The following is a 26,385-nucleotide window of genomic DNA, read 5'->3' as shown; positions in this document are numbered from 1 at the left end:
CCCGTCTTGAAGGAGGGCCTGTGACTGAATTTGGCGTTGTTTACATCACTGCCAGTTCCCAGGCCGAAGCGGAAATGATTGCTGATGCCTTGGTCAGTGATGGGTTGGCCGCCTGTGTTAGCCTCTTCCCAATTCAGTCAGTCTATATCTGGCAGCAGGAAATTTGTCGGGAGTCAGAATGGCAGTTACTGATCAAGACTCGGCGGGAAAAATACCCAGCCCTTGAAATCAAAGTCAGGACTCTCCACTCTTACACCACCCCAGAAATAATTTTTCTACCCATTGTCACCGGTTGCCCAAGCTATTTAGAGTGGATGCACACCCAAACTGCTTCATCTCAACCCTAAACACCCGGCCTGGCCATGCAGAACACCCGTCTGACTACCTTGCTCAACCGTACTGGGGATAATCTTCAGCAACAACTCCGCAATCCCTGGCGGCGGTTAGCCCTGATGATGATTGCCCTCCTGTTTGGCATCTATTTAGGAGCAGCTTTAGCCTCAACTGCTGGACAAGTGGGCTACATTGACATCGTGGCTTCGGCACTTGTGGCCATTGCCTCTGAAGTCCTCAGTGCTGTTTTCTATGGAAATCGTTGGAACTTTCAAAAAACAATCTTGGGGGAAACCCTGAATGCGATCAAAGTCGGAGTTCTCTATGGCCTATTCCTGATTGCCTTCCTCTTGGGTAGCTAGGGCTGAGGACGCGTTGGGGCATTTTCGGGGCCTGGTGAAATTCGTAAAGTATTGTTACCCAAGCATGATAGGTTTAATAGTGGCCAGTTTGAGACTTTTTAGTCTGCTTTGTGTCTGACGTTACACCTAAACCGGAAGAAAACTCCCTCCCTGGGAACTCTGAAGCCTTGGACAGTCCCCCTCAGGATATCCCCCGCTCGGATTCCATGAAAGAGTTTTATCAACTTCGTCAGGAATTACTGTTGACCAGTTTGATTCTGATGTTGATTGTGTTTCCCACGGTGTGTTTTTTTTACTCGTTCAATACCGCCCTCAATTATATGGTTGGGGCAGTCACAGCTTTAGTTTACCTGCGGCTGCTTGCTAATAACGTTGAGCAGTTGGGGCGAGGCAAAAACAAAGTGGGTAAGAGTCAGTTACTTGTCCTCGTTGTGGTGCTAGTCATTGCAACTCGTTGGCAGCAACTGCACATCCTGCCTGTATTTTTAGGGTTTCTGACCTATAAAGCAGCCATTTTGGTCTATATGTTTCGGACAGTCATTTTTCCGCCGCAGACAGGCCAATGAAAACTGGTATGATTTTTTCGCACTTCCATGAGGTTCTGGGCATGATGCCTTCCCTGTATTTTCCAGATTGGATGATACTCCCCCTGGCCAAGATCGAGGTCGGGCAACATTTTTACTGGCACATTGGCAATCTCAAAGTGCATGGGCAAGTGTTCATCACCACTTGGATTGTGAGTCTAATCCTGATTGTGGCAGCAGTTTTTGCAACCCGGAATATTCAACGGATTCCCCAAGGCGTGCAAAATCTAATGGAATATGCCTTAGACTTTGTCCGAGATTTGACCAAAGGGCAAATTGGCGAGGCAGATTATCGGGGTTGGGTTCCCTTTATTGGGACACTATTTCTCTTTATCTTTGTCTCCAACTGGTCAGGGGCCCTTGTCCCTTGGAAGTTACTAGAACTACCTGAGGGAGAATTAGCTGCCCCCACCAACGATATCAATACCACGGTGGCCTTGGCTCTCTTGGTTTCGTTGGCCTACTTCTATGCCGGGCTGCGGAAACGGGGCCTGGGCTATTTCCGGAGGTATATTGAACCAACCCCAGTGTTATTGCCCATTGCAATTTTGGAAGATTTCACAAAGCCGCTCTCCCTTAGCTTCCGTCTTTTTGGGAATATTCTCGCAGACGAGTTGGTTGTGGGCGTGTTAGTGCTGCTTGTGCCCCTGTTTATTCCCTTGCCGGTGATGCTCTTGGGCTTGTTTACCAGTGCCATCCAGGCCATTGTCTTTGCCACCCTCGCCGCTACCTATATTGGGGAAGCAATGGAAGGTCATGGTGAAGAGCATGAGGAAGCCCACTAGGTTAGCTCCGGGGAATAACTCTGGTGAAAGCCGAAATTGAGTTCAGCGACCAGGCCCATTGACTGGTATTGTTGACTCTGGAAATTTGATTGATTTCGTATTGTAGTTAGAGGAATAAAAATGGATCCCTTAGTTGCATCTGCATCGGTATTGGCTGCGGCTTTAGCAATTGGCCTGGCTGCCATTGGGCCTGGCATTGGTCAAGGTAATGCATCGGGTTCGGCCGTAGAAGGGATTGCCCGCCAACCAGAAGCAGAAGGCAAAATTCGCGGCACCTTGTTGCTGACCCTCGCCTTCATGGAATCCTTGACCATCTATGGCCTGGTTATCGCCCTCGTGTTGTTGTTTGCCAACCCTTTTGTGTCCTAAGCAATCTGAAGCGATCTCACGGGATTAGTGGTTATTCAACTTAAGTTTGATTTATCGCTAATCCCCAGGGTCTCCACAACTAGGAGAGATTGATGTTTGATTTTGATGCAACCTTGCCCCTGATGGCAGTGCAGTTCTTACTGTTGACGGTGATCCTCAACTTTGTTTTCTACAAGCCCCTGACCCAGGCCCTGGATGAGCGCAACGACTATGTGCGTACCAACCTCACCGAGGCTAAACAACGGGCTGAAAAAGCCAATCAACTGGCCGCCCAGTATGAACAAGAATTGGCTGAAACTCGCCGTCAATCCCAGGCCCTGATTGCGGAAGCCCAGGCGGAAGCAACCAAAATAGCCGCCCAGGAAATTGCCGCTGCTCAACAGGAGGTGCAAGCTCAACTGCTCCAAACTCAACAGGAACTGGATCAGCAAAAGCAAGCAGCCTTGAATACCTTAGAAGCGCAAGTATCAGGTCTAAGTCGGCAGCTCCTCACCAAGCTGTTGGGTGTAGAATTAGTCGGCTAACGGAGGAATATTGGTGGACGCAGTGTGGATTTTGGCAATGGAAGAAGCAGGCCAGTTTGGCTTGAACTTAAACCTGTTTGAGACGAACATTATTAACCTAGCCATTGTTATTGGCATCCTGGTTTACTTTGGTCGAGGTGTCCTGGGTAAAATTCTCGGAGATCGTCAAACTGCAATTGCAACAGAGGTCAAGGAAGCTGAGGAGCGCAAACAAACCGCTGCGGCCCGTCTGGCGGATGAACAACAAAAGTTAGCCCAGGCCCAGGAAGAAGCCAAACGAATTATCCGTGAAGCCGAAATCCGAGCAAAACAAGCTAAGGAGCAGATCTTAGCCCAGGCCAAAGTTGAAATTGAACGACTCAAAGCCACCGCCGGACAAGACACCCTGGCCCAAGAAGAACGGGTGAGTTTAGAAGTCCGTCAGCGGATTGCCGAGTTAGCCCTTGAACAGGTGGAAGCGGAACTGGCTCAACGCATTGCCCCGAATCAGTCGGCCCAACAGCAATTGATTGATCGGAGCTTGGCTCTACTAGGAGGTAACTAAATGGCATCCCCTGTCAGTGCAGCAATCACAGAACCCTACGCCGAGGCCCTTCTTTCCCTCGCTCAAACCCAGGGACTTGTTTCCCGCTTTAGTGAAGACACTAGTTTATTTCTAGAATTATTAGCGAGTTCCCTAGAGTTACGCAGCTTCATCAGCAACCCTCTCACAAAGGGTGAGGCCAAGAAAGCGGTGATTCGCCAGCTCTTGAACGATAAAGTCCACAGCTATTTTCTTAACTTTCTCCTCCTGCTTGTGGATCGACGACGTATCTTTGTGGCCCAAGACATTGCTGAACAATACCAGGCCCTGGTGCGGAAGCTGCAAAATATTGTCCTTGCTGAAGTAACAACCACTGTTGAACTCACTGAAGCTCAGCGGGAGGCCGTGATTCATAAAGTCAAAGCCATCACCGGAGCTAGCCAAGTGGAATTATCCTGTCACCTTGATCCGAGCCTGATTGGAGGGGTGATTGTCAAAGTGGGTTCCCAAGTTTTAGACGCGAGCTTACGAGGTCAACTGCGCCGCTTAAGTAACTCCCTTTTGGCTGCCACCTAAAGTTTTCTGGTTTCATTTTTCCTACTTTTTCCCTTGTCCAATTTTTAGAGAGCAACTCCTATGGTAAGTATCCGACCCGATGAAATTAGTAGCATTATTCGTCAGCAAATCGAACAGTACGACCAGGCCATCAAGGTAGATAATGTCGGGACTGTCCTGCAAGTCGGTGACGGGATTGCCCGGGTCTATGGGTTAGACAAAGCCATGTCCTCGGAACTCCTGGAATTTGAAGATGGGACTGTGGGTATCGCCCTAAACCTCGAAGAAGATAATGTCGGTGTGGTGCTCATGGGTGAGGGCCTGGATATTGAAGAAGGTAGTACCGTTCGCTCCACCGGGAAAATTGCCGCTGTACCCGTGGGAGAAGCTGTGATTGGTCGGGTTGTGGATGCCCTCGTGCGTCCCATTGACGGCAAAGGCGATATTGTCAGCAGCGAAACCCGTTTATTGGAATCAGCCGCGCCGGGGATTATTCAACGGAAGTCTGTCTATGAGCCGATGCAAACTGGAATTACTGCGATTGATGCCATGATCCCGGTCGGTCGCGGCCAACGGGAGTTAATTATTGGTGACCGTCAAACCGGCAAAACCGCTGTGGCCATTGACACCATCCTGAATCAAAAAGGCCAGGATGTCATTTGTGTTTATGTCGCCATCGGGCAAAAAGCCTCTACGGTGGCCCAAGTTGTCGAAGTGTTCCGGGAACGGGGTGCGCTCGATTACACCATCATCGTTGCTGCTAATGCCAGTGATCCCGCCGCCTTGCAGTATCTTGCGCCTTATACCGGGGCAACCTTGGCTGAGTACTTCATGTACAAGGGCAAACACACCTTAGTCGTCTATGATGACCTCTCTAAGCAAGCCCAGGCCTATCGACAAATGTCTTTACTCTTGCGGCGGCCACCGGGTCGGGAAGCCTATCCAGGGGATGTATTCTATCTCCACTCTCGGTTATTGGAGCGGGCTGCGAAACTCAGTCCTGAATTGGGTGAAGGGAGCATGACCGCCTTACCAATTGTGGAAACCCAGGCCGGGGACGTATCCGCTTACATTCCCACCAACGTGATTTCGATTACGGACGGGCAAATCTTCCTTTCCACAGACTTATTCAACGCTGGTTTACGGCCTGCGATTAACGCCGGGATTTCTGTGTCTCGGGTCGGTTCAGCCGCGCAAATCAAAGCGATGAAACAGGTGGCCGGGAAACTCAAGTTGGACTTGGCTCAGTTTGACGAACTCCAGGCCTTTGCCCAGTTTGCTTCTGATTTGGATAAAACCACCCAAAACCAACTGGCGCGAGGACAACGGCTACGGGAACTCCTCAAACAACCCCAATACTCACCCATTCCAGTGGAAGAGCAGGTGGCCATCATCTACGCCGGGAGTAATGGTTACTTAGATGACATTGCCGTTGATCAGGTGGTGAAATTTGTCGCTGGCTTCCGGGAATACCTCAGCAGCAGCAAGCCCCAATACGGTGAAGCAGTCCGCAGCAGCAAAAAACTGGATGAAACGGCCGAGTCTCTCCTCAAAGAAGCCCTGACCGAGTACCAGAAAACCTTTGCTGCGGTTGCCTAAGCTCAACCCTTGACGTTAATTTCATCATGATAGTCATAGTCCCTAGAGTCCGCAGCTTTAGGGATTTTTATTGCTGATAGCATTGGAGGATTCCGACAATCTTTCTAAAAGAGGCTATAACTAATTAACGGTCACAACAGGTGAAGGGAGAGGGGCGACGTAGATTTTATGTGGGAACTTTTAGCAGCAACTAATCTACTCTGGGAAATGCAAACTGGACAACCCCCTCTGACTCTCCCCCAACCCCAGGCCCTGGTGATGCAATCCGATCCGCAACTCCAAGCCCAAACCCAGGCCTATCTGAAAAATTTGGCATCCTTGGGCTTTTCTTCGCAGACTCAGGGGATTTGGCTCCAGGCCGGACAGGAATTATTGGTCAATCACAACGGCGAGAAACCCCTTTCGGCTGCATCCGTGACAAAGTTGGCCACCAGTCTTGTCGTCTTGGAAAAATTGGGCCCAGAGTATCGGTTTACCACCCAACTAGCCGCGACCGGGCCAATTCGGAATGGGGTTTTGCTGGGGGACTTGCTGGTGATCGGTGGGGGCGATCCGCTCTTAGTCTGGGAAGAGGGGGCGGCCATTGGGCATCGCTTAAATCAGTTGGGCATCCGGTCAGTCCAGGGCAACCTTGTCGTTATTGGGCCGTTGATGATGAATTTCGAGACGGATCCCCTCACCGCTGGGGTCTATCTCCGGCAAGCCATGACCGCCAGCCAACTGCCTGACTATGTCCGTAAACAGGCCCAAGCCGAGAAACTAGTCCTCCCCCCAGCCCAAGTGACCATTAACGGCACCGTCATCTCCCAGGCCGAGGCTCCCTCCCAGGCGCAACCCCTCTTTGAGCACCAGTCCCTCCCCTTAATTGAGATTGTCCGGCAGATGAATATTTACAGTAATAACGACATTGCCGAGGCCTTGGCGAGATTAGTTGGGGGTGGGCCGGCAGTGGCCAAACGGGCGATTGAGTTAGCCAATTTAACCCCGACCGATATTCAACTGATTAATGGCTCTGGGTTGGGGGATGAAAATCGGGTCTCGCCGCGGGCCGCCTGTGGAATTTTAGCAACCCTCCAGGCCTGGTTAACCCCTCAAAAGTATAACTTGGCAGATGTTTTACCCATGGCCGGTCGAGATAAAGGGACGGTAGAATATCGGCAGCTCCCCAAAGCAACCTTAGTCAAAACCGGAACCCTCTGGAATGTCAGTGCTTTGGTGGGGGTTGTCCCGACCGCTAAATTGTCAACAGTCTGTTTTGCGATTGTCAATAACGCCACCGTGGATCATGTCTGGGGTTTCCGGGAGCAACAGGATCAATTTATCCAGGCCCTGAGCCGCAGCTTGGGAACGCCAAACCCCCTCCCCACACCTTTTCGCAGTAAACAGACCTATCCTCGCCTGGGAGACCTAAATCGGAATCTTGACCCTGCCCCCCGCTCCTAAATTCAACCCAGCCGTGATGGTGGTCGGTACAACGTCCCATGCCGGAAAATCCCTCTTAACGGCGGTGATTTGTCGGCTCTTGGCCCGGCGCGGCTATCGGGTTACGCCCTTTAAAGGACAAAATATGGCCCTAAATGCTTATGTCACCCAAGCAGGCGGGGAAATTGGCTATGCTCAAGCCGTCCAGGCCTGGGCCGCCGGAGTTGAACCCCAAGTGGCGATGAATCCAATTTTGCTGAAACCCCAAGGGGACATGACCTCCCAGGTAATTTTGCGGGGCCAGGCCGTGGGGAAAACGGGAGCCACCGACTACTATCGCGATTATTTTGACCGGGGCTGGCAGGCGATTTGCGACTCTTTGGCAGACCTAGCCCAGGTGTTTGAGGCGATTGTTTGTGAGGGGGCCGGCAGTCCAGCGGAAATCAATCTCAAGCATCGGGATTTGACCAATATGCGGATCGCGACCTATCTCCAGGCCCGGACAGTGTTAGTGGCGGATATTGATCGCGGCGGAGTGTTTGCCCATATTGTTGGAACTTTGGAACTATTGGAACCGGCGGAGCGAGCCTTAATTAACGGGTTTGTGATCAATAAATTTCGGGGACAGCGATCACTCTTACAATCGGGGTTGGATTGGTTAGAGGCCCGCACTGGGATTCCCGTCTTGGGGGTGATTCCCTATCTTGAGACCCAATTACCCGCCGAAGATTCCTTAGATTTATTTGATCGCCGCACCTCCAAAAGTCAAGCGGATCTAGAAATTGCCGTGATTCAGTTCCCCCGGATTGCTAACTTTACGGATTTCGACCCCTTCTTAAGTGAACCCAGCGTGAAATTGTGCTATGTCAAACCTGGAGAACCCTTAGGCCAGCCGGATGCCGTAATTTTGCCCGGAAGTAAGACGACCATTTCAGATTTACAAACTCTCATAAAAACCGAGATGGCAACTCAGCTCCAAGACTACGCCGCGGCCGGGGGGACAATTTTTGGCATTTGTGGCGGGATGCAGATCCTCGGAAAAGAAATTGCGGATACAGAGGGACTAGAGGGAATTGCCGGAACTTGGCCAGGCCTGGGCTTATTACCCTTAACGACGATCATCACCCCGGCTAAAATTACCCAACAACGCCAGGCCACGATTCAGTACCCGATCACCTCCCCAATTACGGGCTATGAAATTCATCAAGGGGAAACCGACTTTGATCACCGGGGGGATAATCATGACTTGTTCGCCGAACCCGGCCTGGGGATGGTCAATGCGAGCCAAACCCTCTGGGGTACTTACTTACACGGACTGTTTGACAATGGCCAATGGCGGCGGGCCTGGTTGAATCAACTCCGGGCGAAAAAATCCCTGCCCCCCTTACCCACTGCGATTAGTAACTACGATCAACAACGGGACTTACACCTGAGCCAGATTACGGATTTAGTTGCCCCCCACCTCAACTTAGACTTGCTGTTGGAACCTGAAAGAAACCGCCCTAAATCCAAGAGCGAAACCACATCCGCCAACTAAATTCTAGGGGAGTTAAGGGCAAGCCCAAAAAGATCGGCAGCCAAAAGATAAACCCACCGATGACTAGGGCGATGGCCAAGACCACGACTCCCCGCCAACGAATATCCGATTGGCTCCCGGCCTGGGTGAGTAGTGCGGCTAATCCGAGAAAACTAAAAATCGCTGCAGGCAAATAGTGATAAATAAATAAACAGCGACCCACCTGCACCCAGGGTAGTAAATTTGCGCCATAGTTAATCACCACAAATAGAGCGACTGCTGGGGTTAAGTGTTGGTGAGGGGGCCATTGATCGACGTGTAAAAGGTTCCAGTGGGATTGATTTTGTTGCCAGCGTCCCCAGAGCCAGGCCCCGCACCCAACCAGCAAAATTAACACACTGATGGTACTGAGCCAGAGCAAAAGCGGATTGAATTGCGCGTGGACATCATAAACCCAGGCCGTGGCATTCCGGGGGGACATGGGGCCGAATAGGGGCGGGTTATCTAAATTGGGAGTGAGTTTGTCAACGGTCAAGTAAAAATAGCTCATCGGGCGCAAACCCAAGGGCCAAGTGAACCAAGCAGAACAGTAGGGATGGGCCGTGCTGCTAATACCCTTGTGGTAGTCGTAAAGTTGCTGCTGAATTTGGAAAAAGCCTACCCCCGGATTTAAGCGTAAATGGGGCCACCACAACAGGCTATAGATTGCGACCATCACTCCCGGTAATATCACGCCCATCTGCCAAATTGTCCACTTCCCCCAGGCCTGGAGATGCTGCCCCCAACCTTGCCGATAGCCCCAGAGCCAGCCGCTAATTTTGGCGATTCCCCAAACTCCGTAAAGTCCCAAGACATAACCCAGGCCACTCCACTTCACTGCCACAGAACAGCCCAAGGCTAACCCCGCCCCGATGAAATACCAGGCCCGATTTTGTTTTTTGGCCTCACTAGCCAGCAACCAAAGCCACTGTCCCAATAGCCCAAAGAAGAGCAAATACATATTGATTAGGGCATAGCGAGATTCCACTAATAACAGGCCATCGAGGCTGGTCAAGAACGCCGCCAAGAAAATAAATAACGGTTTTCGCCACAGACAGGCCGCAATCCCCGCCACCAATAACGGAATCAACGATCCTGTAAACGCATTCAGCCAGCGATACCCCCAAGGATCAAAGTGACCCGACAGATAAATTCCCAAGGCAATCAAATATTTTCCCAGGGGGGGATGGGCATCAAAAAAGGCGACTCCCGCTAAATAGTTCCGCCCAAAACGAGCAAAGTAAACCTCATCAAATACCAAGGTGTCAAAACGGGTCAGGCCCCAAAACCGTGTTACCAAGGCAAACAGCCATACTCCCACCAGGCCAAGACTAAGGGGTGTTAATAACAACTTCAGGGGCCTGGGCATCAAATAATGACTCGGACTCAATAGCTTAGACCTCTAAAAATTACATTTCTAGCTTGGTATATAGATGGTATTCCTGGAAGTTGTACAAGGGAATCTCAAAGCTAGGATATTCTGCCTTTTTCATCGCAAGTTATCGTTCTATAGGAAACTGAGATATATTTTATCTGTTACATCTATAATATGTTTTCGAGGAATAGATGGAGTGGGGAAGCTTTCAGTTCTTTTCAAAGGCAGCTTTGACGCGCATCAAGTCAACTGCGATGGCTCCGGGACTTTGGCTGGTAGGTACGCTTGGGTTTATTGGGCTTGGTGCTGCTGTTTTTTTTATTAATTTAGGTGCACAAGCCTTGGCCTGGGCATGTTTTTCACTTGTAGCATTTACTGTAGTGTCAATTATCAGTGTTTATCTTTTTTTTGCCTTTACAGATCCAGATCGTCTTCAGTCAGAAGAATTTGTTATTCGTAATCGTGTTGTAAGCCTTATTGGTGAGAAGGGAAAAGGATTCACAGACAATCTATACGCTCTCGAAAATGTAATAGACTTAAGTCCACCACTAGAAAAACGTGTGCTCGATCAAAATATTTATCCAGAGAAAGCAAGATTAGACTCTTCTCAAGCACAACAGGAAAATGAGACATTTAACACTGATTCGTTAGACGTTGGAGGAGATGATGATGGCAAACAATAGATACGCCTACCTCCTGGTTTTTGATACGGTAATTGGCTCATTACAAGAAGTAAGTAAGTTTTTAGACAAGCGAGAAGATATTTTCCAAAATTGGATGACGGTTTTACCGAACTCTTTTTTTGTTATTTCTGATAAATCTGCTAAGGAACTTTCAGAAGTATTCCGAACATTTACTAACGATCAGGGAAGCTTCATTATCCTTGATGTTAAAACTGATAGAAATGGGTGGCTTCCTAAGAAAGCGTGGGAATTTGTAAGAAAACCCAAAGCTATTTGGGAACAATAGATAAAACACCTAATTATCTCAGCTATAGAAAACTTTTGAGCCACATCAATGATTATCAAAGCTTGGAATTTGAAACTTTAAGCTTGAATATTGCACCTCTGAACCTCAACGATCCATCTCAGAGCTAACTATCAGGTATAGTCAAAGGCTTATGTATAATGCGCTACGCAAATAGTCCCAAACTCTTGTTAAGGCGTTCTGAAGATAAAATCTCCGTGATTAGGCTCAGATTAGACGCTGCATTGGAAAGCTATCAATCATTCTGCATCAATCCCTGCCCACATCTGAGACAGTGGGATTCTTTGTCCGGATGTTGCCTGTTGTAACGCTCGGCGTAAACTTGCTTTTATCTCTTCCACTACTGACGTATCGTCTGCATCTTCCTCAAAGTCTTCTGTCTGCTCAGGATACAAAATAATCACCCGCACAGCCCCTCGAACCCTCAAAGGCACAGGTTCTTGGAGGGACAAATTCCCTTGCGCATCTACAACACCTGTGACTTCAACTGCCCTCATCAGTCCGGCCTCAATCCATTTAGATTAAGGATAACGAACTCTTTCTTGATTAGGATTTTACTAATTCTGCATATCGCTCACTCTGGTTGATAATCAACAGCAATTGTCAATAGAAAATCTCCTAACCGTCTTGCCTCGAAAGCAGTTAGATCATGAGGTATCACGACTTGTGCAAGAAAATCAGACCGGAGTGGAAAAGAGAGCGTTAAACCACTACATGCTATTATCTCAACCTCCTGTTTCTCTGAGTACCTCTAGGCTGAATGGCTGGAGTTTTGGCGTTACTCAACTTCCGCCGCTCGCTTAAAGGCCTCATCTAAGACTTCTGAGAGGGTGGGGTGAGTATGCACCATAAAGGCGAGTTCTTGCACCGGAGTATTTTTAGCGATGGCATTGGCGGCTTCTTGAATCAAATCCGAAGCATGCAGGCCAAAAATATGAGTGCCTAAAATTTCTCCCGTATCCGGCCGGAAAATTACCTTAGCAATGCCATCGGTTTCTCCCTCGGCTAGGGCCTTAGAGTTGCCTTTGAAATAGGTACGAACACTGGTAACGGGAAATCCTTCCGCCTCGCCGAGTTTTTTGGCATCCGGTTCCGTCAATCCGACAAAGCTAATTTCTGGATGGGTAAAGGCAGCGGCTGGAATACTCCGATAATTCACTTCCCGCGGCCGGCCGGCAATATTTTCCACCACCGTAATCCCTTGGGCCGAAGCGGCATGGGCTAACATCATTTTGCCAGTGGCATCCCCAATCGCCCAAAGATTCGCTACAGGTTTACCATCTTTCAGCACCGCCATCTGATCATTGACGGTAATAAAGCCCCGCTTATCGGTTTCCACACCCACGGTTTCCAGTCCCAGGTCTTTGGTTGCCGGAATTCGCCCCGTGGCCACTAAACAGGCATCCACTTCTAAAACTTCCGTGACTTCCTTGGTTTTGGGATCCGCTAACTCAATCACAACCGGAGATCCAGGGGTAATTTTTTTAGCAATTTTGCCCGTGTGGGTTTCAATATCCCGTGGGGTAATTAAAACTCGTTGGGCCAACTTGGCAATGTCGGGGTCAAAGGTGGGCATGAGCTGATCCAAGGCTTCAATCATGGTGACTTCGCAGCCGAGAGCCGTGTAAATATCGGAAAACTCCAGGCCAATGTAGCCACTGCCAATAATCGCAATCCAATCGGGCAGCCAATCCAATTGCACGGCCTGATCGCTGGTAAAGACGGTTTTGCCATCGACTTCAATGCCGGGAGGAACCCAGGGAATCGAGCCACTGGCAATAATGATGTTTTCGGCGGTGACGGTCTTTTCCCCAGTGGGCGTGGTCACACTGACTTTTTGAGGCCCAGCGACTTTGCCCCGACCCACGAGAATATCCACCCCCAAGCGTTTGAGGCTGTTGGTTAAGTCCCCGCGGATTTTTTGCACCAGATTTTTGGCATGATCCGCAATGCCCTCCCGTTCAAAATTGACTTGACCCAGTTGAATCCCCAGGGTTTGGAGATGGTGGACCTGCTTGAGTTCCCGAACACGACCGGATGCGGCCAAAAGAGCTTTGGAGGGAATACAGCCCCGATTCACACAGGTGCCCCCCATTTCCGCCGCTTCGATAATGGCTGTTTTTAAGCCACAACTGACTGCATGCAGTGCCGCTCCGTGGCCCCCGACTCCGGCCCCAATAATGACCAAATCATAGTCAAAACTCACGCTGCGGACTCCTTCTTAGACAATGACACGATAAAAACTTAGGTGATTACCTGGATGGTCTTGGGTTGTGGCCACCAGAGCTACGAAAGCTACCAATGTTTAATCGTATCGGATTGCGGGTGTCCCGGGCCTGGGTTGGTTCGGTAAAAAAGGTTAAGTCAACGATGCCTCAGAGCTGTTCAATCTAAAGCTAAAGTCCAGCCAAAGACAGACCCGGCAAGAAATTCCCTAAGTATTTCTCGACACCCTTCGGATCCGTGAGGAGCTGACTCGCAATTTGCTGGGCCTGTTCACCTGGAAAGACATCTTCTTGACCATCTATCACGGCCTGGAGCGTATCTTTAACGACTTCTGTGGGTTCAACCTTGGGATCAGGCCAATCTTTCGCCAATTCTGTATTGACGGTCCCCGGCATGACTCCAATCACTAAAGTCCCTTGGCCCATCAGTTCTGCCCGGATGCCTTGAGTCATGGAAAATGCAGCTGCTTTAGACGCACTGTAGGAGCCACTAAAGGGGAGATTAATTTTTCCCAGCAGGGACAGAATGTTGACAATTGCGCCCCCTCCTTGAGCTTTAAGGACTGGGGCAAAGGCACGGCACATGGATAACACCCCAAAATAGTTGAGTTCCATTTCCAACCGCGCCGCCTCAAGGTCAGCCGCCGCAATTAACCCTTGATTCAGAGATGTTCCGGCGTTGTTGATCAATAGACTCACATCCGAACAATCTTTGGCGACCCGAGCTACGGCCTCAGCATTAACAACATTCAACTCTACAGGAATCACCCGATGCGAATCTAAAGCAACTAACTGATTCAGCTTAGAAACATCCCGCGCACAGGCATAGATTTTACTAACGTCTAATTTCAGTAACTCCTGAACAAAAATCGAACCAATTCCTCCATTCGCCCCAGTAATAAGAGCCACTGAGCCGGAAATATTCATGCTGAATCCTAGGTATTTATTGCCAAGCTTAAGCATAATGATAAAGTTATTATTGGTCAAATCAATTTCAAGCATACTAACCATCAATGAAATCAATAGACCTGGCAAATATTGACTTAAACTTGTTGATCGCATTTGAGGCGTTGTATCAAGAGCAAAGTGTTACTTTGGCAGCTCAGCGCATCCATGTGGGACAGCCAGCTATGAGTTCTGCGTTAGGGCGATTACGGGTGATTTTTGGAGATGAATTGTTTATTCGGATTGGCCGACAGATGTTACCCACTGCCACCGCCCAGGCCATTGCCCCAAAACTGATCCATGCCCTAGAGATGATTCGCGATGCCTTAATTGAGCCACAATTATTTGATCCGGCCACCACCAAACGAGCCTTTACGATTGCCGCCCCTGATTATTTCTCAAATCTGATTGTGCCGAAAATTTTAGACATTCTGAGCCAGACCGCCCCAGAGATTGACCTGCGCCTGATGACGGTGCAAAAAGAATCTTGTTTTAATCTGTTAGCTGAGGGTGTGATTGATTGTGTTCTCGGAACGTTTGTCGAGTTACCCAACTATTGTGTTCAAGAAACGTTGTTCTTAGAGCGGTTGGTCGGGATTTGTCAGGCGGATCATCCGGCTATTGATTGCATGGACTTGGAGCATTTTGTCCAATTTCCCCATGCCTTGTTTACCCTGCGTCGGGATGCAACGGGAATTATTGACCAGGCCTTGGCTGAACAGGGCTTAAACCGCCGCATTTTGTTAACAACTCCCTATTGGTTTATTTTGCCGGATGTGATTACAACATCGGATATTTTAACTGCCGTGCCAACCTGTTTTAGTCGCCATTTACTGGATAACTATGCTTTAGCGTCCTTTGAGATTCCCCTGAACCTTCCCTCTTGGCCTGTTTCGCTGGTTTGGCATCAACTTCAGGATCAGGATCTTGCGAATCGTTGGCTAAGACAAGTCATTCAACAGGTTTGTCGAGAAAATTTGCTCAAGATTTCTTAGATAAAAGGCTTATTTTTACGATTTGATGGTTGACCTAAATTGGTTTTACTGGGATTAGGTGATCATTAAGTTTTAGCTTCTATATTAGGCTGCTGGGAAAAGGGATGGAGGATAGTAATCTATGGATATTTGATAAGTCTAAATCTATGTTGTGTATTGAAATTGGTAATTCATTGAAAAAGCTAGAATGATACTCATAAATTCTAGTCAAAAAGATTAGCAGTAGCACTGTGACTATCCTGATTTTGCCTGTCGTGGTTAGCTAGGATTGAAGCCCTAGGGTCACAATTTATGGTTAAGTTGTAGTATCTTGGGATCAGTTATTGGCCCTGAGTGGCTAAACCTGTTCAGGTAATTAGGAGTTCGGTTCACTATGTCCCCCATCCAGGCCCCTACCCTCGACTACACCAGTGAGACCTATAAAGATGCTTACAGCCGGATCAACGGGATTGTGATTGAGGGAGAAAAAGAGGCTCACGAAAACTATATTTCCCTGACTAAGCTTATCCCTGACTATGAAGAGGATTTACTTCGCCTCTCGAAAATGGAAGCCCGCCATAAAAAAGGGTTTGAGGCCTGTGGGCGAAATTTAGCCGTTTCCCCTGATTTAGACTTTGCCGAAAAGTTTTTTGCGGATCTCCACAATAATTTCCAAGTGGCAGCGGCCGAGGGAAAAATTGCTACCTGCTTGGTGATCCAGGCCCTGATCATTGAATGTTTTGCGATTGCGGCGTACAACATCTATATTCCAATGGCCGATGATTTTGCCCGGAAAATTACCGAGGGCGTGGTCAAAGACGAGTATTCCCATTTGAACTTTGGGGAAGTTTGGCTCCAAGAGAATTTTGAAGCGGTTAAGGCTGAGGTGGAAACGGCTAACAAGGACAACTTACCTCTAGTCTGGCGGATGTTGAATGAAGTTGAAAAGGATGCCAAGGTTTTAGGGATGGACAAGGATGCTTTGGTGGAAGATTTTATGATTCAGTACAGTGGGGCGTTGGAAAATATTGGCTTTACCACCAGAGAAATTATGAAAATGTCCATGCATGGCCTGGTGGCTGCTTAAGGCAACTGATTAAGCCTATATTCCTACAACTAAGTTTAAGTAAGACCTAGGAGCTTAGGAGCTTGTTGGGGCCTGGTGAGTATAATCAGGTTATTTAACCCAGCCAGCAAGTTTCAGCCTCTAGGTCACGTTTATGATTGCCCAATCTAGCTCAACCGATGTCAGTGCAGAAGAGTACCTGGAATTAGAGCAAAATAGCCCAGAAAAGCATGAGTACATTGATGGCCTGGTTTATGCAATGGCTGGGGCAAACAGTAATCATGTCACGATCTGTATCAACTTAGTCACGATGCTACGGGATCATGTCCGGGGCCTGGGCTGTCAGATTTTTATGAGTGATATGAAAGTCAGGATTGAAAAGAAAAACTGCTACTACTATCCAGACTTATTTGTAACTTGCGATGCCCAAGATCGAGACAACACTACTTACAAGCAGTTTCCAAAGCTCATCATTGAAGTGTTATCTGACTCGACCGAAGCGTTTGATCGGGGCGATAAGTTTGATGATTATTCGAGTTTGGAAAGTCTAGAAGAATATATTCTAGTCAGTGCCAAGAGAAAGAAAATAGATTGTTTTCAAAAAAGTCAAAGTAATTCATGGATGTTTCAAAGTTTTACGAGTGATAAATTTATGTTGAAGTCTCTGAATTTTCTTGGAAATATTTCGCGGGTTTATGAAGAAACAACGACTATGGAAGAAGCTATTGATAAAAACTAATCAAAAACAATTTCTTGGAAGTGACTATTTAAAGCATTGACGATGTTTTTAGGTAGCTTTTTTTTAATATCTTGAGTATCTCTGTACGGGCGGCCTTTGATTATTTTTTGGGATAATTTATCTTTAATTCCAGGTACTTGCACCAATTCTGAGTCTGTAACCGAGTTTATCTTCAGTATTTTAGGCAATGGATTAATTAACTGTAGGATTTTGTTGACTTGATCAACTCTTTTTTGTTGTAACTTAAGTATCTGATTTTCTAAGGAATGTAAAGACTGCATCATTTCAGAAAGTTTTACAAGATCAATAATTTCTTCTTGATCTCCAAGAATTTCTGAAATCTCTTTTTGAATAATTGGAACCTGCTCATCCGAAATGTCAACTACCCAGACCCACAGCTTTGGTGCATTTATTAACTTTGCTGCTTCATAAACTTCATCGCCGTAGATAATTTCATAAAAAACATCATCACCTTTTTCAACCTGACGAACCACTAGAGGTGAAATATTACCTTGATATTGAACAATACTTTTTCCAACTACATTTATTCTTTCGGTATCAATAGGGAAAGAAGATTTAGAAATAACTGAATCAGTGTATATTTCACCGTGTAAAAGCTTTCGTAGTTTCAAATGCTTATAAATCTGCTCGTTTTGATCTAAATATCCTGTCATCTTAATTTGATTCCTGTAGCTTTAGATTTTGCTCAATAATATTCTTGGCTAAATTCTCATAACAAGTGGTGATCCTATCCAATGAATCTTTATCACTTGAGGATGATTGCTCATAAAATTCAACTGACTGAACTGGACATTTCTTCTCTGTAGAACGTGATACAGCAAGGAGTTGAGGAGTCCATGTATTTTCAGGAAGAATATCTACCCTTTGGTTAATCCTATTAAGTATTTTATATAAACTTTCCTTCATTACTAAATTCTCGTCTTTATTCCTCTTGTCATAGCGACTAACCGTAATTCCAAGTACATGAATCGGACGTTCAATAGACTGGGAAATAATAAATGTTCTATTGAGTACATACTCTAAAGCTCGAATAGGGTAGGAAGATAGCTCAGTTGGAATGAGAATTGCGGTTGAAGCAACAAGAGCAATAGCGTTAACTTTGCTAAATGATGGTGGTGGATCAATCAACACAAAGTCATAACCATGATTATTTAATTTCCTAGATAACACCCGATCAACATCAATTATTCTCATTAAATCTGGTTCCATATCTGCTAATCGAATATGGGATGGAACAATATCTAGGGTCAAGTCTCCCCATCTTCTTCTGTGAATGACATCTTGTAATGTTGTATCTCTTTCTAGTAATAGATGAGTAATATCTTTCTTTCCCACATCTTCCACATCTTTTAAGGGATCAACACGAAGACCAATACTTAAATTTGCCTGAGCGTCTATATCAATCAGTAAGACTCTTTTTCCCAACTTTGCCAGAGCAGCCCCAAGGTTAATCGTGAGAGTAGTTTTACCAACTCCGCCTTTGTTGTTGAAGACTGTAATAATCATGGGCTTTGTTTGGGGAATTACAGGAGGGTGATTACTAAAGCTAGGATAAACCTTAGTCACCACCTTACTGAATTGGGTATAGGCTTGTTGTTGTCTTTGATACAAGTGATGAATAAAACTAAGCGCGACTCTTTTATTAAGTAATGTAACTAGTTTTTTGAGTTTTGTCAGATTGGTTGTGTCTGCAATTTCTTCTACGAGCTTTACTGAGACAGGCTGAAATGGATTGTGATAGAACAGGCGCAAATGTTTGCCATTGCTAATCAGGCCAAAGATAGCCTTGGTTTTAGTCAGGTAGGTTTTGAGTTGGTTGCTTTTATTGTTGATGTTGATTGTGGGAGCTTTGACTTCGATAATCAGATAACTAAAATCTTTGATTGTGGCTTCACTTGGCTTGATAATAAAGTCGGGTCTTAATTTATCCACACTACTTTGAGCCAGCCAATCTGCTTCGGCATATCCCAGGCCTTGTAAAAATGGAATGATGATTTTTTGTTCGACATCGGCTTCTGTTTGACAAACTTTGACTTGAGTAAATATTTCTGCATAGTGTTTCATGTCCATAAGCTAACTTTTTAAGGCTCCATCTCCAGATAAGAGAACGTGATATAAATCGGTGCGCCGATCTCGGAAAAAGCCAAAAGCTGCTCGTGTTCTTTCGACTTGTTCTAAATCAAATGTAGCCGTAATAATTCCTGACTGATTGCGATCCAGCTCTGCCACTTTATCCCCCCGAACATCGGCAATAAATGAACTGCCATAAAACACCTGGCCATCCTCATTCCCAATTCGATTTGCGGCCACTACTGGGATAATATTGGCGACTGCATGACCGATCATGACGCGCTGCCAAGGGTCTTTCGTGTCCAGGCCTGGATCATGGGGTTCACTGCCAATTGCGGTTGGGTATAATAACACCTCGGCTCCCATTAGGGTCATGGCTCTGGCACATTCGGGAAACCACTGATCCCAACAAATTCCCACCCCAATGATCCCAAACTGAGTCTGCCAAACCCGAAACCCTGTATCTCCCGGCCGGAAGTAAAACTTTTCCTCATAACCCGGCCCATCAGGAATATGACTTTTCCGATAGACCCCTAAAACCTGGCCATCGGCATCAATAATCACGACACTGTTGTAATAGGCCGGGCCAGCCTTCTCGAATAAGGAAACCGGAATAACCACATTAAGTTCTGCCGCAAGGGCCTGGAAATGGCAAACCGTTGGATGGTTCTCTAAAGGGCGGGCCTGGGCAAAAAATTCCTCTTTTTCTTCTCGACAAAAGTAATGTCCTTCTAGGAGTTCTGAAGGTAAGATAATTTGCGCACCCTTAGCCTTGGCCTGGTGAATATAATCTGTAATGCTTTGGAGATTCTTATCCCGATTCGAGCTAAACGCCATCTGAATTGCTGCAACAGTGAGGTTTTTCATGGGTAGTTTTTAAGTGAAGGTTGAAGTTAGAGTTGTTGTTGAGTAATACAGTGAAAAGCCCCCCCCCCCAAGAGAATATGCTTGGCACTGAGTCCGATAGTTTTGCGCTCCGGGAATAGTTGGGCAATGGCCTTAACGGCTGGTTGATCAAACTCGCTGCCATAGGTCGGGACAATGACGGTTTTATTAGCAATGTAAAAGTTGATATAACTGGCCGGCAGCACGGTTCCATTCCCATCTAAAACCAGGCCGGGAGAAGGAATTTTGACCACCTCTAAAGGACGACCTTGGGCATCGGTGAATGTTTCTAAATCATGGGCAATTTGTTGTAACGTTGCAGCATTGACATCTTCCGCAGTCAAACTTTCCATACAGACGACCACCCCAGACCGGACAAAGCGCACCAAGGTATCAATATGCCCATCGGTATGATCATGTTCCAGGCCTTGATCCAGCCACAATACCTTTTGATAACCAAAGACCGCGTTCAGAGACTCTGTAATTTCAGATGGCGTTAAATGGGGATTGCGATTTGGATTGAGTAAACATTGTCGGGTCGTTAAACAAGTGCCTGCACCATCGGTTTCAATTGCTCCCCCCTCTAAGACAAAGGGAAAGGAATATTGGGGTAAATCCACGGCCTGGGCAATGTTTTCAGCAACCTGAGCATCTCCGGGTAAGGAATACTTTTCCCCCCAGCCATTAAACCGAAACCGGACTGTCGCAGCTTGGCCCCCTTGATTGCGTAAAAAAATCGGCCCCGTATCTCGCAGCCAAATGTCTCCAAAGGGGATGTGGTAAAACTCCGGGTTTAGCCCGTTCAACATGGCCTGGGCCGTTGCCTCTCCTGGGGCATCTAAAACGAGAATCTTTAATTGCTCTCCCTGGGGCTGTCCTGTAAGTGGATCCGGAAACGCAATGGCCTGGCAGAGAGCCGCAAATTCAGCTTGCACAGATGGTAAATTCTCACCCCACAACTCTGCATGACTGGGAAACGCTAACCAACAGGCCTGGTGAAATTGCCACTCTGCTGGATGAAAAAAGCCTTGGGCTGGGGGAACCATCATCACTCTTGGGCCTGGAGCGAAAATACGCTTAAATTGTACCGAGTCCAGGCCTGGAGATGCCTATACGCCACCATATTCTTCCAACAACGCGAGAAGATTGATCAAGGCTCCTCGAGTTTGGGGGGAGGGTTCGAGGGTATACCGTAACTGGACAACAGCAAATTGACTTTGGAGATAAGCTCGATAAGCCGCTCGTCCTCTTTCCTCCACCGCTCGTCTGCGATCCTCATTTGCTCGTCTTCTTTCTCGCTCTGCTTGTCTTCTTTCTGCATCCGCAAGATTTCGTTCTCGATCTGCTCTCTGTCTTTCCTCACTTGCAAGATTTCGTTCTCGATCCGCTCTCTGTCTTTCCTCGTCTGCTCGGCGATCTCGTTGTCTTTCTCGCTCTCTTGCTTCAATCTCACGATATCGGCTTCGATGTCCAGTGTTCCACTCAAGGCCGAGATTAACCACCAAAGCCAATGTGGCCGCCATGAAGGTTGCAAAACTCCACTGGAGGTAGGTAAAGGGGAAGAGTTGGAGGGGGATGGTGTCGGAGTTTCCATAAAATCTGAAGAGGGCCGCAAGGGCAAAGAGAAATGTCGTTAAGGAGCGGGGTAACAGGCCGAGTAACGTCACCATGCTTGTAGTCTAACCCCAATCTCTGGGCAATCATAATGTCATGAATTAGGCTAACAACAGTCATAGGTAGGCCGCTTGTGGCAGTGATCGGTCATGTGAAGATAGATTGAATGAGACTCTCGGCCTGTCTAAGAATTCTCCTAAATCTGCCCGGTTTTCAGGGATTGCTATAGGCTAGAACTAGTGATCATTAGCTGCTATGGAACTCAATGTCCAAATTCTCCGCCAGGCCCCGGATGCGCCCCCCTATTCCCAAACCTTTCGCCTTGATATTTCCCCCGGAGCGACGGTTCTCGACTGTCTGAATCAAATTAAGTGGTCACAAGACGGGACTCTAGCCTTTCGCAAAAATTGCCGCAATACGATCTGTGGTAGTTGTGCGATGCGGATCAATGGCCGGGCCGCCTTGGCCTGTCAAAACAGTGTCGCCAATGAACTGAAGTGGTCTCTACAGCCCCAGACGATCACCATTGCCCCCTTAGGGAACTTACCGATTGTCCGTGACCTAATTGTAGATATGCAACCCTTTTGGCAAAACCTAGATGATGTTAATCCCTACGTCAGCGCGGCGGCGCGCAATTTAGGAGAGCGGGAATTTCGCCAAACCCCAGACCAACGGGCCAAACTCAATGAGATGGGCAACTGTATTATGTGCGGGGCCTGTTACTCTGACTGCAATGGCAAAGAGGTCAATCCTGAATTTGTCGGCCCCCATGCCCTCGCTAAGGCCTATCGGATGTTGGCAGATAATCGCGACCAGGCCCAGGCCGAACGGCTGGAGCAGTACAACTCTAGTGCTGGAGTGTGGGGCTGTACCCGGTGTTTTAATTGCAATACGGTTTGTCCGATGGATGTGGCACCATTGGATCAAATTAGCAAGATTAAGGGAGAAATTCTCGAGCAAGCCCAGGGATTACCGGCCCCGCGTCCGATTCGGCATCGCCAAGTTTTAGTGGATTTAGTCAAACGCGGGGGTTGGGTTGATGAGCGCAAGTTTGGCCTGGAAGTCGTCGGCAATAAATTTCGGGATGTGCGGGGGGTGCTGAGTTTGCTGCCGTTGGGGTGGCGGATGGTGAAACGGGGGAAATTCCCGATGAGGTTTGAAAAATCAGCCGGCCAGGCCCAGGTGCAAGGATTAATTGAGTCTGTGCAATCCTTAGAAAAGAGCCAATCCGATCAAGGAGTTCGTTCCCATGAGTGAGCCAGATTCCCCTGAGACAACCCCAGAACCCAGTTTTGGTTGGAGCTATTACGCCGAACTGATCAACGGTCGCTTTGCCATGATTGGTTTTGTGGCCCTGTTGGTTTTAGAACTGGTCACCGGTACGGACTTTTTTAGTTGGATCGGCCTCCGTTAACTCCCTATGGCCAGTGTCACCCTTCACAATGTCAGCCGCCGCTTTCAGGATTCCCGTTTAGGGCCAGAGGCCAGTGGGGGAATTGAACCCCTTAGCTTAGAAATTCCCGATGGGGAGTTTTGGGTATTGGTTGGCCCCTCTGGTTGCGGGAAGTCCACGATTTTGAGATTGATTGCTGGCCTGGAAACCCCTACCACTGGAGAAATTTATATCGGCTCCCGTTTAGTCAATCAAGTTCCAGCCCAGGCCCGCGATGTCGCTATGGTCTTCCAAAACTATGCCCTTTATCCCCATTTGACCGTGGCTGAAAATATCGGCTTTGGCTTGAAAATGCGGAAAACAGACCCCAGCAAAATCCAAGCTCAGGTGCAACGGATCGCCCAAATGTTAGGGATTAGCCCCCTGCTGGCCCGCAAACCGAAGCAACTTTCTGGGGGACAACAACAACGGGTCGCCCTCGGCCGGGCCATTGCCCGCTCTCCCCAAGTCTTTCTGCTGGATGAACCCCTCTCCAATTTAGATGCCCAACTTCGGGATGACACCAGGGCAGAATTAAAACAACTCCATCAAACCATTGGCGTAACCACCCTCTATGTCACCCATGACCAAATTGAGGCCATGACCTTAGCGGATCGGATTGTGGTCCTAAATCGGGGGCAAGTGCAGCAAATTGGCACACCGGCAGAAATTTATCAAGCTCCCGCTAATCGTATGGTGGCCAGCTTTATGGGGCAACCGGCCATGAATCTTTGGCCTGGAGTCTATCAATCCGGGCAGGTGCAGTTTGGCGAACAGGGTATTCCTTGTCCTGAGGCATTAAAACCTAGATTACGGGAGGGGATCGGGTTGGAGTTGGGGATTCGCCCAGAACATTTGCAGGTGCACCCCTCAAATGCCGAGATGACCCTTAAAGCTCAGGTGATCCTCATAGAACCGATGGGGCGAGAAGTCTGGTTGCATTGTCAACTCCCCGGCCTGGTGGCTCATCCCCTTTTAGTCATCGCACCCACAGATTATCAGCCAACGTTAGGGGAATGGTTAAAACTAGGCTTTAGCAGTGGGCATCTCTATCTATTTGAGCAAGCCACTGGTCAGACCTTGCTATAGAGCCTCAGCCCAGGCCAGATAAGGTAAATTTGCCGCCACTGTCCGAATCTGTGCCCCTTGGGCCACTAATTGACCACAGGCATCCCATTGGCCGGAACGAAACATTTGCCGGATCCCTTCTCCCATGACCAGGCTAATTTGGGACTGGCCAAAGGTGACAAGCATTTGATCTAAATCAAGAGCAAGGGCTAAATTGGGGTCTGTTTCAATAGCCGTTTGGAGTTGGTTAATGGCTGCTGCAGTTGCTGTGACACAAGGAACGCCAAGGGAGACACAGTTTCCTAAAAAAATCTCGGCAAAGCTTTCTCCAACTACGGCCTGGATGCCCCACTTCAAGAGGGCCTGGGGAGCATGTTCACGGCTGGAGCCACACCCAAAATTGGCATTGGTGACGAGAATATTGGCCCCCTGAAATTGGGGTTGGTCAAAGGGGTGCTGTCCCTGGGCCTGGAGACGATCATCAGCAAAAACCTGGGATCCCAGGCCATCAAAGGTCACACAGCGCAAAAACCGAGCCGGGATAATTCGGTCTGTGTCAATATCATTGCCCCGTAAAACAATACCTCGCCCCTGAACCCTATTAACTTGCTGCATCGCGCCTTGTATTGAACGAATTTCTGTATTCATCATAACTTGTCTAATCCTAGGGGGAAATTTAACTATTTCTTCCAATTCCAGCTAGGATACATTTAGCTTCTTTGTCAATTTGTTAAGCCTGTTTGCTCTTGGGCCGCTCCTACCTGGGATCTTATCGGGAACTTTCTAAGAGGGCTGATTGTCTGAGAGGCCTGGTGTGAACAAGTCTTTCCTCACATCTCTAGTCACCTAGGTGTATTTTCGTCTTGAGTAGGTATCTTATGGCCGTACAAACCCGCATTTTTCCGTTAGCTCTAGCCGTAGGATGTTTAGCTACGGTGGCCGTGCCGGTCGTGGTGTATGCCCAATCGAATCCTGGGTTTACCTTTAATTGGGGAGACGGCCCTTCCGGCAAACAACAACTCCGCTACTACTTGGAATATGGCACACCTGGCTTTATGAACGACCGTTATTGGTTGCGATTGGGCAAGCAAAATGTCGCGATTAATCGGATCAATATCACCTATCCCGATTATTTTGATGGCCACTTTAATGCCAAAAGTATTGAGCTACGTACAGGGGGAACTTCCAATAACAGCTTGTTTAGTTTACGTCGGGATCCCGGTGAGGTAATGCCCTTAGCCGAAGCAACCGTGGATCAGGATAATCGAGTTATTGACATTACTCCCGCAGAACCGATTCCGGCTGGTAAAGATGTCCAAGTGGTGATTTCCAATGTGCGTAATCCGCAAGTAGGTGGAATGTACTACTTCAATGCTCGGATTAGCTCCCCTGGAGATATCCCCCTGATGCGCTACATCGGGACTTGGATTTTAAGTATTGCCCGTAACTAGAGGGTTCTTTCCCCCCTTGGCTGGGGTCAGGGTTCACAGGGTTCAATTGACAAACTGATCCATACGATTCTTGCGGCTAATTCATTCTCCATTAAGGTACTAAGGCAGGTTGTCCTTCCTCTGGAAATGTCCTTGTCCTGAAAGTCGGAGCTAAGGTTATTGTTTGATTTACTGGATACCTCTCCAACCATTACCCCCAACGTTTCCCCTGGGTTGGCCCGCTTTTTGTATTGGGCTGCTGGGGATGGTTTACTGCGTCACTATTTCCGTCAGATTGAGGTGACGGGTCAAGACTATGTTCCCCTCACCGGCCCAGTCATTATTGCCCCGACCCATCGCTCTCGCTGGGATGGTTTGCTGATTCCCTATGTCATGGGTCGGCCGGTAACTGGACGGGATTTATTTTTCATGGTTTCCCATAATGAGATGTTGGGTCTACAGGGATTGATTATTCGCCATTTCGGGGGATTTCCGGTCAACACCTCCCGGCCTGGGGTTGCTTCCGTTCGCACCGCTGTCGATCTTCTCCGCCACGGTCAAGCCCTAGTCCTGTTCCCGGAAGGTAATATTTTTCGCAACCAAAAGCTGACGGAAATTCGCCCAGGCCTAGCCCGGATTGCCCTCCAAGCTGCCGCTGTCCGCCCAAAGCCCGATGTTAAGATTCTCCCCGTCGCGATCCAATATGCCCCTGCAATCCCCCAATGGCATGCCAGCGTTACAATTCGGATTGGCCAACCCCTTTCAGTGGCAACCTATCCTTGGCAAAATTCCAAACAAGCTGCAACGGCCCTCACCCAAGACTTGACCCAGGCCCTTGTTGATCTGGAGTCTCCAGAAAAAGCCCTTTGCTCAACCGCTCCCACTGTTTAGACTCACCAGGCAAAATGGCCGAATCCTTAGGATAGAATGTTAAGGAAGATTT

At 48.0% G+C, this 26,385-nt stretch carries 31 protein-coding genes; 21 read left to right on the top strand and 10 right to left on the bottom strand.

Annotated elements, in window-relative coordinates:
* The first annotated feature begins 20 nt into the window (after positions 1-20).
* From cutA to cobQ, 11 genes are all read left to right on the top strand, one after another.
* Positions 21-347 (top strand): divalent-cation tolerance protein CutA, encoded by a 327-nt coding sequence (gene cutA / locus SYN6312_RS11005; RefSeq protein ID WP_015124956.1) that lies wholly within the window; start codon positions 21-23, stop codon positions 345-347.
* Positions 348-362: 15 nt separating this feature from the next.
* On the top strand, positions 363-695 hold the full coding sequence (locus SYN6312_RS11000; protein WP_015124955.1) for a DUF565 domain-containing protein: 333 nt from the start codon (positions 363-365) through the stop codon (positions 693-695).
* Positions 696-805: 110 nt separating this feature from the next.
* Positions 806-1,261, top strand: coding sequence for an ATP synthase I subunit (locus SYN6312_RS10995; protein WP_015124954.1), 456 nt, complete (start codon positions 806-808; stop codon positions 1,259-1,261).
* A gap of 41 nt (positions 1,262-1,302) precedes the next feature.
* Positions 1,303-2,064 carry a F0F1 ATP synthase subunit A gene (atpB, locus tag SYN6312_RS10990; RefSeq protein WP_015124953.1) on the top strand — a complete coding sequence of 254 codons (762 nt, stop codon included), beginning with the start codon at positions 1,303-1,305 and terminating at the stop codon, positions 2,062-2,064.
* A 120-nt stretch (positions 2,065-2,184) separates the two neighbouring features.
* On the top strand, positions 2,185-2,433 hold the full coding sequence (gene atpE / locus SYN6312_RS10985) for an ATP synthase F0 subunit C (RefSeq protein WP_015124952.1): 249 nt from the start codon (positions 2,185-2,187) through the stop codon (positions 2,431-2,433).
* A gap of 92 nt (positions 2,434-2,525) precedes the next feature.
* Positions 2,526-2,957 carry a F0F1 ATP synthase subunit B' gene (locus SYN6312_RS10980; RefSeq protein ID WP_015124951.1) on the top strand — a complete coding sequence of 144 codons (432 nt, stop codon included), beginning with the start codon at positions 2,526-2,528 and terminating at the stop codon, positions 2,955-2,957.
* A gap of 13 nt (positions 2,958-2,970) precedes the next feature.
* Positions 2,971-3,501, top strand: a complete 531-nt coding sequence (locus tag SYN6312_RS10975) for a F0F1 ATP synthase subunit B (protein ID WP_015124950.1) — start codon at positions 2,971-2,973, stop codon at positions 3,499-3,501.
* The gene (gene atpH / locus SYN6312_RS10970) at positions 3,502-4,056 is read left to right on the top strand and encodes an ATP synthase F1 subunit delta (protein WP_015124949.1); all 555 of its coding nucleotides are present in this window, start codon (positions 3,502-3,504) and stop codon (positions 4,054-4,056) included.
* A 60-nt stretch (positions 4,057-4,116) separates the two neighbouring features.
* Entirely contained in the window at positions 4,117-5,634 is a 1,518-nt protein-coding gene (gene atpA, locus SYN6312_RS10965) for a F0F1 ATP synthase subunit alpha (RefSeq protein ID WP_015124948.1), read from the top strand.
* Positions 5,635-5,802: 168 nt separating this feature from the next.
* Entirely contained in the window at positions 5,803-7,077 is a 1,275-nt protein-coding gene (locus tag SYN6312_RS10960) for a D-alanyl-D-alanine carboxypeptidase/D-alanyl-D-alanine-endopeptidase (RefSeq protein ID WP_015124947.1), read from the top strand.
* 16 nt (positions 7,078-7,093) lie between these two features.
* The gene (gene cobQ / locus SYN6312_RS10955) at positions 7,094-8,593 is read left to right on the top strand and encodes a cobyric acid synthase CobQ (RefSeq protein WP_051021114.1); all 1,500 of its coding nucleotides are present in this window, start codon (positions 7,094-7,096) and stop codon (positions 8,591-8,593) included.
* Here cobQ and SYN6312_RS10950 read toward each other — a convergent pair.
* Positions 8,559-10,001: a phospholipid carrier-dependent glycosyltransferase gene (locus tag SYN6312_RS10950; protein WP_015124945.1), complete on the bottom strand. Its 1,443-nt coding sequence runs from the start codon at positions 9,999-10,001 to the stop codon at positions 8,559-8,561. The two genes, cobQ and SYN6312_RS10950, sit on opposite strands and share 35 nt — an antisense overlap.
* A 176-nt stretch (positions 10,002-10,177) precedes the next feature.
* Between SYN6312_RS10950 and SYN6312_RS10945 the strand changes: the two genes are divergently transcribed.
* Both SYN6312_RS10945 and SYN6312_RS10940 read left to right on the top strand, forming a co-directional pair.
* Entirely contained in the window at positions 10,178-10,669 is a 492-nt protein-coding gene (locus tag SYN6312_RS10945) for a hypothetical protein (RefSeq protein WP_015124944.1), read from the top strand.
* On the top strand, positions 10,650-10,955 hold the full coding sequence (locus SYN6312_RS10940; protein ID WP_156804781.1) for a hypothetical protein: 306 nt from the start codon (positions 10,650-10,652) through the stop codon (positions 10,953-10,955). The genes SYN6312_RS10945 and SYN6312_RS10940 overlap by 20 nt, the downstream gene beginning before the upstream one ends.
* Positions 10,956-11,212: 257 nt before the next feature.
* On the opposite strand, the gene SYN6312_RS10935 is transcribed toward SYN6312_RS10940, so the two are convergent.
* The 3 genes from SYN6312_RS10935 to SYN6312_RS10925 form a co-directional block, all read right to left on the bottom strand.
* Positions 11,213-11,470, bottom strand: coding sequence for a hypothetical protein (locus tag SYN6312_RS10935; protein WP_015124942.1), 258 nt, complete (start codon positions 11,468-11,470; stop codon positions 11,213-11,215).
* Positions 11,471-11,751: 281 nt separating this feature from the next.
* On the bottom strand, positions 11,752-13,179 hold the full coding sequence (lpdA, locus tag SYN6312_RS10930; protein WP_015124941.1) for a dihydrolipoyl dehydrogenase: 1,428 nt from the start codon (positions 13,177-13,179) through the stop codon (positions 11,752-11,754).
* 190 nt (positions 13,180-13,369) lie between these two features.
* The gene (locus SYN6312_RS10925) at positions 13,370-14,125 is read right to left on the bottom strand and encodes an SDR family oxidoreductase (protein WP_015124940.1); all 756 of its coding nucleotides are present in this window, start codon (positions 14,123-14,125) and stop codon (positions 13,370-13,372) included.
* An 86-nt stretch (positions 14,126-14,211) separates the two neighbouring features.
* Between SYN6312_RS10925 and SYN6312_RS10920 the strand changes: the two genes are divergently transcribed.
* The 3 genes from SYN6312_RS10920 to SYN6312_RS10910 all read left to right on the top strand — a co-directional run bounded on the left by SYN6312_RS10920 (position 14,212) and on the right by SYN6312_RS10910 (position 16,922).
* On the top strand, positions 14,212-15,138 hold the full coding sequence (locus tag SYN6312_RS10920; RefSeq protein WP_015124939.1) for a LysR family transcriptional regulator: 927 nt from the start codon (positions 14,212-14,214) through the stop codon (positions 15,136-15,138).
* Between the two features lie 373 nt (positions 15,139-15,511).
* The gene (locus tag SYN6312_RS10915; protein WP_015124938.1) at positions 15,512-16,204 is read left to right on the top strand and encodes an aldehyde oxygenase (deformylating); all 693 of its coding nucleotides are present in this window, start codon (positions 15,512-15,514) and stop codon (positions 16,202-16,204) included.
* A 133-nt stretch (positions 16,205-16,337) separates the two neighbouring features.
* Positions 16,338-16,922, top strand: coding sequence for a Uma2 family endonuclease (locus SYN6312_RS10910; RefSeq protein WP_015124937.1), 585 nt, complete (start codon positions 16,338-16,340; stop codon positions 16,920-16,922).
* On the opposite strand, the gene SYN6312_RS10905 is transcribed toward SYN6312_RS10910, so the two are convergent.
* Genes SYN6312_RS10905 through SYN6312_RS18955 form a run of 5 tightly spaced genes read right to left on the bottom strand, consistent with a single transcriptional unit; the run spans position 16,919 to position 21,568 of the window.
* A complete protein-coding gene (locus SYN6312_RS10905) occupies positions 16,919-17,596 on the bottom strand; it encodes a ParB N-terminal domain-containing protein (protein ID WP_015124936.1) in 678 nt (225 codons plus the stop codon). The two genes, SYN6312_RS10910 and SYN6312_RS10905, sit on opposite strands and share 4 nt — an antisense overlap.
* A gap of 1 nt (position 17,597) precedes the next feature.
* Positions 17,598-19,007: an AAA family ATPase gene (locus tag SYN6312_RS10900; RefSeq protein WP_051021008.1), complete on the bottom strand. Its 1,410-nt coding sequence runs from the start codon at positions 19,005-19,007 to the stop codon at positions 17,598-17,600.
* 9 nt (positions 19,008-19,016) lie between these two features.
* On the bottom strand, positions 19,017-19,880 hold the full coding sequence (aguB, locus tag SYN6312_RS10895) for an N-carbamoylputrescine amidase (RefSeq protein WP_015124934.1): 864 nt from the start codon (positions 19,878-19,880) through the stop codon (positions 19,017-19,019).
* 26 nt (positions 19,881-19,906) lie between these two features.
* Complete coding sequence (locus SYN6312_RS10890) at positions 19,907-20,947, bottom strand: agmatine deiminase family protein (RefSeq protein ID WP_015124933.1); 1,041 nt, start codon at positions 20,945-20,947, stop codon at positions 19,907-19,909.
* Positions 20,948-21,007: 60 nt separating this feature from the next.
* Positions 21,008-21,568 (bottom strand): hypothetical protein, encoded by a 561-nt coding sequence (locus SYN6312_RS18955; RefSeq protein WP_015124932.1) that lies wholly within the window; start codon positions 21,566-21,568, stop codon positions 21,008-21,010.
* Between the two features lie 199 nt (positions 21,569-21,767).
* On the opposite strand from SYN6312_RS18955, the gene SYN6312_RS10880 reads away from it, so the two are divergent.
* From SYN6312_RS10880 to SYN6312_RS10870, 3 genes are read left to right on the top strand one after another with little or no spacing between them, the layout of a single operon-like run.
* Complete coding sequence (locus tag SYN6312_RS10880) at positions 21,768-22,769, top strand: succinate dehydrogenase/fumarate reductase iron-sulfur subunit (RefSeq protein WP_015124931.1); 1,002 nt, start codon at positions 21,768-21,770, stop codon at positions 22,767-22,769.
* Positions 22,762-22,926 (top strand): chlorophyll a/b-binding protein, encoded by a 165-nt coding sequence (locus SYN6312_RS18950; RefSeq protein WP_015124930.1) that lies wholly within the window; start codon positions 22,762-22,764, stop codon positions 22,924-22,926. Before SYN6312_RS10880 ends, SYN6312_RS18950 begins: the two co-directional genes overlap by 8 nt.
* 6 nt (positions 22,927-22,932) lie before the next feature.
* Positions 22,933-24,033: an ABC transporter ATP-binding protein gene (locus SYN6312_RS10870; RefSeq protein ID WP_015124929.1), complete on the top strand. Its 1,101-nt coding sequence runs from the start codon at positions 22,933-22,935 to the stop codon at positions 24,031-24,033.
* Here SYN6312_RS10870 and leuD read toward each other — a convergent pair.
* Positions 24,028-24,627, bottom strand: coding sequence for a 3-isopropylmalate dehydratase small subunit (gene leuD / locus SYN6312_RS10865; RefSeq protein WP_041430827.1), 600 nt, complete (start codon positions 24,625-24,627; stop codon positions 24,028-24,030). The two genes, SYN6312_RS10870 and leuD, sit on opposite strands and share 6 nt — an antisense overlap.
* Before the next feature lie 263 nt (positions 24,628-24,890).
* Between leuD and SYN6312_RS10860 the strand changes: the two genes are divergently transcribed.
* Complete coding sequence (locus SYN6312_RS10860) at positions 24,891-25,463, top strand: DUF2808 domain-containing protein (RefSeq protein WP_015124927.1); 573 nt, start codon at positions 24,891-24,893, stop codon at positions 25,461-25,463.
* A 159-nt stretch (positions 25,464-25,622) separates the two neighbouring features.
* Positions 25,623-26,333 carry a 1-acyl-sn-glycerol-3-phosphate acyltransferase gene (locus SYN6312_RS10855; protein ID WP_015124926.1) on the top strand — a complete coding sequence of 237 codons (711 nt, stop codon included), beginning with the start codon at positions 25,623-25,625 and terminating at the stop codon, positions 26,331-26,333.
* Positions 26,334-26,385: the final 52 nt, after the last annotated feature.

This window comes from Synechococcus sp. PCC 6312, assembly GCF_000316685.1.
Classification (GTDB): Bacteria; Cyanobacteriota; Cyanobacteriia; order Thermosynechococcales; family Thermosynechococcaceae; genus Pseudocalidococcus.
The sequence above is the reverse complement of the archived record's forward strand: the minus strand, read 5'-3'. Positions and strand labels throughout refer to the sequence as shown.

Bases quoted from the DNA above. Each gene is read 5' to 3' on its own strand.
- SYN6312_RS11000 (WP_015124955.1), top strand. From the start codon at position 363: ATGCAGAACACCCGTCTGACTACCTTGCTCAACCGTACTGGGGATAAT.
- atpB (WP_015124953.1), top strand. From the start codon at position 1,303: ATGATGCCTTCCCTGTATTTTCCAGATTGGATGATACTCCCCCTGGCC.
- atpE (WP_015124952.1), top strand. From the start codon at position 2,185: ATGGATCCCTTAGTTGCATCTGCATCGGTATTGGCTGCGGCTTTAGCA.
- SYN6312_RS10980 (WP_015124951.1), top strand. From the start codon at position 2,526: ATGTTTGATTTTGATGCAACCTTGCCCCTGATGGCAGTGCAGTTCTTA.
- atpH (WP_015124949.1), top strand. From the start codon at position 3,502: ATGGCATCCCCTGTCAGTGCAGCAATCACAGAACCCTACGCCGAGGCC.
- atpA (WP_015124948.1), top strand. From the start codon at position 4,117: ATGGTAAGTATCCGACCCGATGAAATTAGTAGCATTATTCGTCAGCAA.
- SYN6312_RS10960 (WP_015124947.1), top strand. From the start codon at position 5,803: ATGTGGGAACTTTTAGCAGCAACTAATCTACTCTGGGAAATGCAAACT.
- cobQ (WP_051021114.1), top strand. From the start codon at position 7,094: ATGGTGGTCGGTACAACGTCCCATGCCGGAAAATCCCTCTTAACGGCG.
- SYN6312_RS10945 (WP_015124944.1), top strand. From the start codon at position 10,178: ATGGAGTGGGGAAGCTTTCAGTTCTTTTCAAAGGCAGCTTTGACGCGC.
- SYN6312_RS10940 (WP_156804781.1), top strand. From the start codon at position 10,650: ATGATGATGGCAAACAATAGATACGCCTACCTCCTGGTTTTTGATACG.
- SYN6312_RS10935 (WP_015124942.1), bottom strand. From the start codon at position 11,470: ATGAGGGCAGTTGAAGTCACAGGTGTTGTAGATGCGCAAGGGAATTTG.
- SYN6312_RS10925 (WP_015124940.1), bottom strand. From the start codon at position 14,125: ATGAATATTTCCGGCTCAGTGGCTCTTATTACTGGGGCGAATGGAGGA.
- SYN6312_RS10920 (WP_015124939.1), top strand. From the start codon at position 14,212: ATGAAATCAATAGACCTGGCAAATATTGACTTAAACTTGTTGATCGCA.
- SYN6312_RS10915 (WP_015124938.1), top strand. From the start codon at position 15,512: ATGTCCCCCATCCAGGCCCCTACCCTCGACTACACCAGTGAGACCTAT.
- SYN6312_RS10910 (WP_015124937.1), top strand. From the start codon at position 16,338: ATGATTGCCCAATCTAGCTCAACCGATGTCAGTGCAGAAGAGTACCTG.
- SYN6312_RS10905 (WP_015124936.1), bottom strand. From the start codon at position 17,596: ATGACAGGATATTTAGATCAAAACGAGCAGATTTATAAGCATTTGAAA.
- SYN6312_RS10900 (WP_051021008.1), bottom strand. From the start codon at position 19,007: ATGAAACACTATGCAGAAATATTTACTCAAGTCAAAGTTTGTCAAACA.
- aguB (WP_015124934.1), bottom strand. From the start codon at position 19,880: ATGAAAAACCTCACTGTTGCAGCAATTCAGATGGCGTTTAGCTCGAAT.
- SYN6312_RS10890 (WP_015124933.1), bottom strand. From the start codon at position 20,947: ATGATGGTTCCCCCAGCCCAAGGCTTTTTTCATCCAGCAGAGTGGCAA.
- SYN6312_RS18955 (WP_015124932.1), bottom strand. From the start codon at position 21,568: ATGGTGACGTTACTCGGCCTGTTACCCCGCTCCTTAACGACATTTCTC.
- SYN6312_RS10880 (WP_015124931.1), top strand. From the start codon at position 21,768: ATGGAACTCAATGTCCAAATTCTCCGCCAGGCCCCGGATGCGCCCCCC.
- SYN6312_RS18950 (WP_015124930.1), top strand. From the start codon at position 22,762: ATGAGTGAGCCAGATTCCCCTGAGACAACCCCAGAACCCAGTTTTGGT.
- SYN6312_RS10870 (WP_015124929.1), top strand. From the start codon at position 22,933: ATGGCCAGTGTCACCCTTCACAATGTCAGCCGCCGCTTTCAGGATTCC.
- leuD (WP_041430827.1), bottom strand. From the start codon at position 24,627: ATGCAGCAAGTTAATAGGGTTCAGGGGCGAGGTATTGTTTTACGGGGC.
- SYN6312_RS10860 (WP_015124927.1), top strand. From the start codon at position 24,891: ATGGCCGTACAAACCCGCATTTTTCCGTTAGCTCTAGCCGTAGGATGT.